The 4,096-nt window shown below is 59.3% G+C and carries 9 protein-coding genes; all 9 read left to right on the top strand.

Annotated elements, in window-relative coordinates; translation table 11 throughout:
- Window positions 1-277 precede the first annotated feature (277 nt).
- The 9 genes from HIJ39_RS21790 (at window position 278) to HIJ39_RS21750 (ending at window position 3,899) form a co-directional block, all read left to right on the top strand.
- Window positions 278-517, top strand: a complete 240-nt coding sequence (locus HIJ39_RS21790; RefSeq protein WP_169103145.1) for a hypothetical protein — start codon at window positions 278-280, stop codon at window positions 515-517.
- Window positions 508-981 (top strand): hypothetical protein, encoded by a 474-nt coding sequence (locus HIJ39_RS21785; protein WP_169103144.1) that lies wholly within the window; start codon window positions 508-510, stop codon window positions 979-981. Before HIJ39_RS21790 ends, HIJ39_RS21785 begins: the two co-directional genes overlap by 10 nt.
- 92 nt (window positions 982-1,073) lie before the next feature.
- A complete protein-coding gene (locus HIJ39_RS21780; protein WP_169103143.1) occupies window positions 1,074-1,556 on the top strand; it encodes a hypothetical protein in 483 nt (160 codons plus the stop codon).
- Window positions 1,557-1,573: 17 nt separating this feature from the next.
- Entirely contained in the window at window positions 1,574-1,849 is a 276-nt protein-coding gene (locus tag HIJ39_RS21775) for a hypothetical protein (RefSeq protein WP_169103142.1), read from the top strand.
- Between the two features lie 55 nt (window positions 1,850-1,904).
- Window positions 1,905-2,351, top strand: a complete 447-nt coding sequence (locus HIJ39_RS21770; protein ID WP_169103141.1) for a mediator of RNA polymerase II transcription subunit 1 family protein — start codon at window positions 1,905-1,907, stop codon at window positions 2,349-2,351.
- 29 nt (window positions 2,352-2,380) lie between these two features.
- The gene (locus HIJ39_RS21765) at window positions 2,381-2,884 is read left to right on the top strand and encodes a hypothetical protein (RefSeq protein WP_169103140.1); all 504 of its coding nucleotides are present in this window, start codon (window positions 2,381-2,383) and stop codon (window positions 2,882-2,884) included.
- Window positions 2,881-3,234: a hypothetical protein gene (locus HIJ39_RS21760; RefSeq protein ID WP_169103139.1), complete on the top strand. Its 354-nt coding sequence runs from the start codon at window positions 2,881-2,883 to the stop codon at window positions 3,232-3,234. The genes HIJ39_RS21765 and HIJ39_RS21760 overlap by 4 nt, the downstream gene beginning before the upstream one ends.
- The gene (locus HIJ39_RS21755; protein ID WP_169103138.1) at window positions 3,234-3,605 is read left to right on the top strand and encodes a WDGH domain-containing protein; all 372 of its coding nucleotides are present in this window, start codon (window positions 3,234-3,236) and stop codon (window positions 3,603-3,605) included. The genes HIJ39_RS21760 and HIJ39_RS21755 overlap by 1 nt, the downstream gene beginning before the upstream one ends.
- A gap of 114 nt (window positions 3,606-3,719) precedes the next feature.
- Window positions 3,720-3,899 carry a hypothetical protein gene (locus HIJ39_RS21750; RefSeq protein ID WP_169103137.1) on the top strand — a complete coding sequence of 60 codons (180 nt, stop codon included), beginning with the start codon at window positions 3,720-3,722 and terminating at the stop codon, window positions 3,897-3,899.
- Window positions 3,900-4,096 lie beyond the last annotated feature (197 nt).

Here is a 4,096-nt window from a genome sequence, read left to right as displayed (position 1 = left end):
AATTACGGCATCGTCGGAGCGAGACACCGAGGGCACCCCCTTTAATTAGGGGCATCATAGCACATGCCGAGCGTCTGTGCGAGCGGGGTGGGGTGTGTAAGAAAATCCCAATTCCTAGACGATTTTCTTATCTCCTCCCGCACTGCCCCCCACCAGCTTCCCCTAATTCCGCTCCCAAGGCCGCGACCCGCCCGCTCCTGCACCATGGTCTCCGTGCGGGACCGTCCGCCTCCAGCGGACGGCACGTCCGATGCATTAAGAGGAGGTTGATCATCCTATGGACCGCAGCGATTGCGTGTTACTTCCCGAATTTGCTCACCGCGACGTCCTCGATTCCCCTTTGACCCTGGATGAGCTCCGGGCCAGCGTAGACCGCCACGAGCGTCTCGACGTCGTGCTTGCGGTGTCCTTGCACGACGTCTATCAGACGGTGCGCACCGACCAACGCCTGCTTCTTCACCTTCGCGGCAACGCCGGGTTGATTCTCGACAACAAAGGAGGCGCGGCATGGTCATAGCGTGCGCCACCGACCAATTTGAGCCGATTGACCAAGGCCGCCGGACGGCCACCGTCATCGAAGAGCACGGAGTCCAGTTCACCGTGGGGGACCGGATTCGCTATGAGGAAATCGATGACCAGGGTGGCCCCACCGGTCGCGTTGCGCGTGTCATCGTGACCGATGTCTTTCGGGCAGACGACCAGGACCGCCATCCGGTGTTGAGTATCCGACGAGAGAGAGACCTCACGGAAATCCAAACCCCGGGCGGCACGCTCACCGTGGCCGCCGACGCCAGCGATTTCGATGCCTATCCAGGTTTTGCGGTCTTCATCGAGGATCAGTTGGCGGCGGTCGTGGAATGGCATGTCGAGGAGCGCGCGTTTGCGCTCCGCACCTACAACGATTCCGATGAGGAGCCGCAGCATTACCACCGCTGGGACGGCACTTTAGTGGTAAAGCATTCACATCCATCCGCTAGCTAAAACGAGTCATGCGCCGCCTCTCTAGGCGGCGTAAATGGAGGCAACATTATCCAATTCTACCCGGATGACGCGGCAAACAAGGAGGGATTTTAATGAACGAACCCACGATCGTCGTGTGCAACGACGACAATCTCGCTGATCGCTTGATGAGCGCGCTGCGCGACGCGCATGGCACCCCGGTGCAGGTGTTTGTGCGGGACCACCACCACACCGGCGAAACGGTGCTGGCTCTTTTGCCGGAGCATGGCCCCTCCTTGGCGGCGGCCCTGCGCGACTGGGTCGATGGGTGGTGGTCGGACCCCGATGCGGCCAAATTTGGCTCCCCTGAGAACTATCTGCGGGGACTAGATGTGGTCGTGGAGCCGGGCGATGACACCACGTTTACCACCAGCTGCCCGTTTTGCGGCGTCGAGGACCAGCTCTCGGTCGTCGGCGGAACCTTCCAAGCCATGGGCATCCGCATTGCCACCGATGGCTTTGCCTTTGCCGATGCCCAAATGATGCAGACAGAGGATGAGGAAGTGCGCTGTGATGCCTGCGGACGCACCTTTTCAATGGATGCCATTCGGCTATAAGCATACGCGAAAGCGAGGTGAACACCCTGTCTGAAACCAACCCAACCTTCACCATCCGGGATCTGAACGATGCCGCGGCTTTAGCGGAGGAGCTGGTCACACTCCTCCCCGTTGAACAGCAGGATAAGGGGCGACACGTGGCGCAGGCCTTCGACTACGCGCTGGCGATGATGGACGAGATGCAGCGGCGGTTGCGTCTTTCGCAAGTCGCTCTCAACGAACTGGCGTCGAAAGCCGTGCACACAGCGAACGACGTCAATCCCGCCAGCTTAGCGTTGTGGCCTCCGTTTTAGGTCACAGCCTCTACCCAACCGACCGCCGGTCGGTCTTGTAAAATAGGAGGTTGACATGGACGAACACGAGCAATTTTGGCTCCTGTGTGCACTCCTGCGGGAGCAGGTCTATCGGGTTTGGGACTTCGCGGTCCATAATGCCCACAACCCTACAGCCCTCCAACGCTTCGAGGCGATGCAAGACGTGGCTCCCGGGAAAATTGTCTGCGAAACCAGTCTGCGTGGCGGCGACCTGCGCAACAGCATCGGACTCTTGTTGGAAGTCGGTGACCAGCCCCGACCCGATTGGGACGAGGCGGAGGATGGCCCCAATCTTGGGGAGCGATATTGGCTCATTAGGACATTGGATGGGCGGGCCTTTCGCTGGACTAACGCGATGTTCGTCGTCGTACCCGAGCCGGCAGTGCATCCCCGCTACGCAGTCCGCGCGATTTATGACCAGCTCCGCAGTCTTTGGGCGCAGATGCAGAAAGTCCCTGATAACCCGGCCAGTACGCCCTAACTCAATCTTAAAAGGATGGTGGATGGATCGTGTCCGATCGTATGACGGCGATGATTGTGGTGCCCACTTTCGCGTTGGACTTAGAGCCCATTCGCGAGGTGCTAGAGGCAGATGGGCCGATGGATGAACAGGAAGCGCTTGCGAACGGCACAACCGCGATGACCTTGTATGAAGCGCCGTGGGGTGAGTTCGCGGATTTGGAAGCGGCGTTGGTCAAGGCCGGCATCGCCTTTAACCGTTATTCCGATGCCAAATACGAGTACGACGCCGAAGTCCGCTATTTTCGACCGTCCACGGATACGGAGCCCGAACTCGACCGCACTGTCGCAACCTTGTCGGACCACACGCCAGTCATTAGCTTAGATACGTTGCAAGAATTGGGGCATGGCCGTCGCCTGAGTCTCAAAGCCATTCGCGCATATCTTGGATTGCCCCGCGAGACGGTGGCCATGTGGGCTCGTCGCCATCGACGACGCTTTCGCAATCCGGCCTACCAATCTCCGGTGGATCGCAGTCAGGAGGTGCTCGTGTGAATACCCGCATTCATTATCTCTATCGTGACGGTGCCAACAATAAGCAGGGGGGGCAAGAGGTATTGGCTGGCCTGCTCAGCGATGAGCAAATTACGGCCATCCGCCAAGCCTGCGACGAAAACACGTGGTTCCTAGCCGGCGCTGTCGGGCTGCCGGACCTCCAGCTGAAATGGAAGGAGAAAGGCTATCCGTTTCCGACGGACAACGATCATGTCTGGTCGGAATTGGAATCCATCGAAGCCACTAATGACGCGCCTACGATGGCGATGACCGCAGACGCATTCTATGAGCGGTTTGTGTCCCTCGAAAATTGGGATGACGACGAGGCCGCGCTCCGGATTGGCCTCTAATGGCGCGAGGAAAGGAAACGGATAACGTGGATCTGGATGCGCTGATTGCCGAGCGGGATGAAGCCCGACGCCGCAAGCACTCGGCCTACGACGAGCGCAACCGCCTAGTGGCGTGGCTCGCGGCCCAGTATCCGTCCTCGCTAGAGCGTCATCCTGCGAACGAATCCTGGGACAATTCGTGGCGATGGGTTTTGTACATCGACAGTCCGGTCGGCCAGTTATCCTGGCACATACGCGACAACCAGCTGAGATGGTTTGACCATGTGCCACGCCATCAAGGGCGGCGGTGGGACGGGACCTCAACGGCGGACAAATACGCCCGTCTGGCGGAGTGGACCGCGCAGCTTGCAAATCGGCGGCCGTCCACATAGTCGTATGACGTGTCTGACATGCTAATTCCCGTGTGGGACGGCTAAAAACTCTCCGGGTAGCGAAGCCGTCCCGCTAATCTCTCTCTCGCCGCGCGACTCGCGCGGCCTTTTTGTGTGCGACGCTCACCTATCGCTTGCGACAGGGGGATTGCGAAGGCGACGCCTCGCATTGTCATTGTGGTCGAAGATGACAATGTCCACGACATCATTGAACAGCCCGTCGAGGTGTTGGTACTGGAGGATTGGCTGGAGGGTGGCCCGTTGCGTCACCCATTGTGGTGGGAGCGCGATTAGTCCCGCGGGACTCTAGCGAAAAAAAGGAGGCCGTTGCAGATGCACCGCTTAATTCACGTCGTGGGGGACCCCAGCGCCCCCCAAAACATTGTCTGCCCTGCTTGTGGCGAGCGGACAAACTTTCGCTTGCTCTGGCTCGGCGATTTGAGCCAGGCGTTCACGCAAACCGATAACGGAGAGCGAAATGACTACGATAG

This window comes from Sulfobacillus harzensis, from assembly GCF_012933365.1.
Classification (GTDB): Bacteria; Bacillota; Sulfobacillia; order Sulfobacillales; family Sulfobacillaceae; genus Sulfobacillus_B; species Sulfobacillus_B harzensis.
This window is presented reverse-complemented; position numbering and strand designations above follow the sequence as displayed.

Bases quoted from the DNA above. Each gene is read 5' to 3' on its own strand.
- HIJ39_RS21785 (WP_169103144.1), top strand. From the start codon at position 508: ATGGTCATAGCGTGCGCCACCGACCAATTTGAGCCGATTGACCAAGGC.
- HIJ39_RS21770 (WP_169103141.1), top strand. From the start codon at position 1,905: ATGGACGAACACGAGCAATTTTGGCTCCTGTGTGCACTCCTGCGGGAG.
- HIJ39_RS21790 (WP_169103145.1), top strand. From the start codon at position 278: ATGGACCGCAGCGATTGCGTGTTACTTCCCGAATTTGCTCACCGCGAC.
- HIJ39_RS21780 (WP_169103143.1), top strand. From the start codon at position 1,074: ATGAACGAACCCACGATCGTCGTGTGCAACGACGACAATCTCGCTGAT.
- HIJ39_RS21755 (WP_169103138.1), top strand. From the start codon at position 3,234: ATGGCGCGAGGAAAGGAAACGGATAACGTGGATCTGGATGCGCTGATT.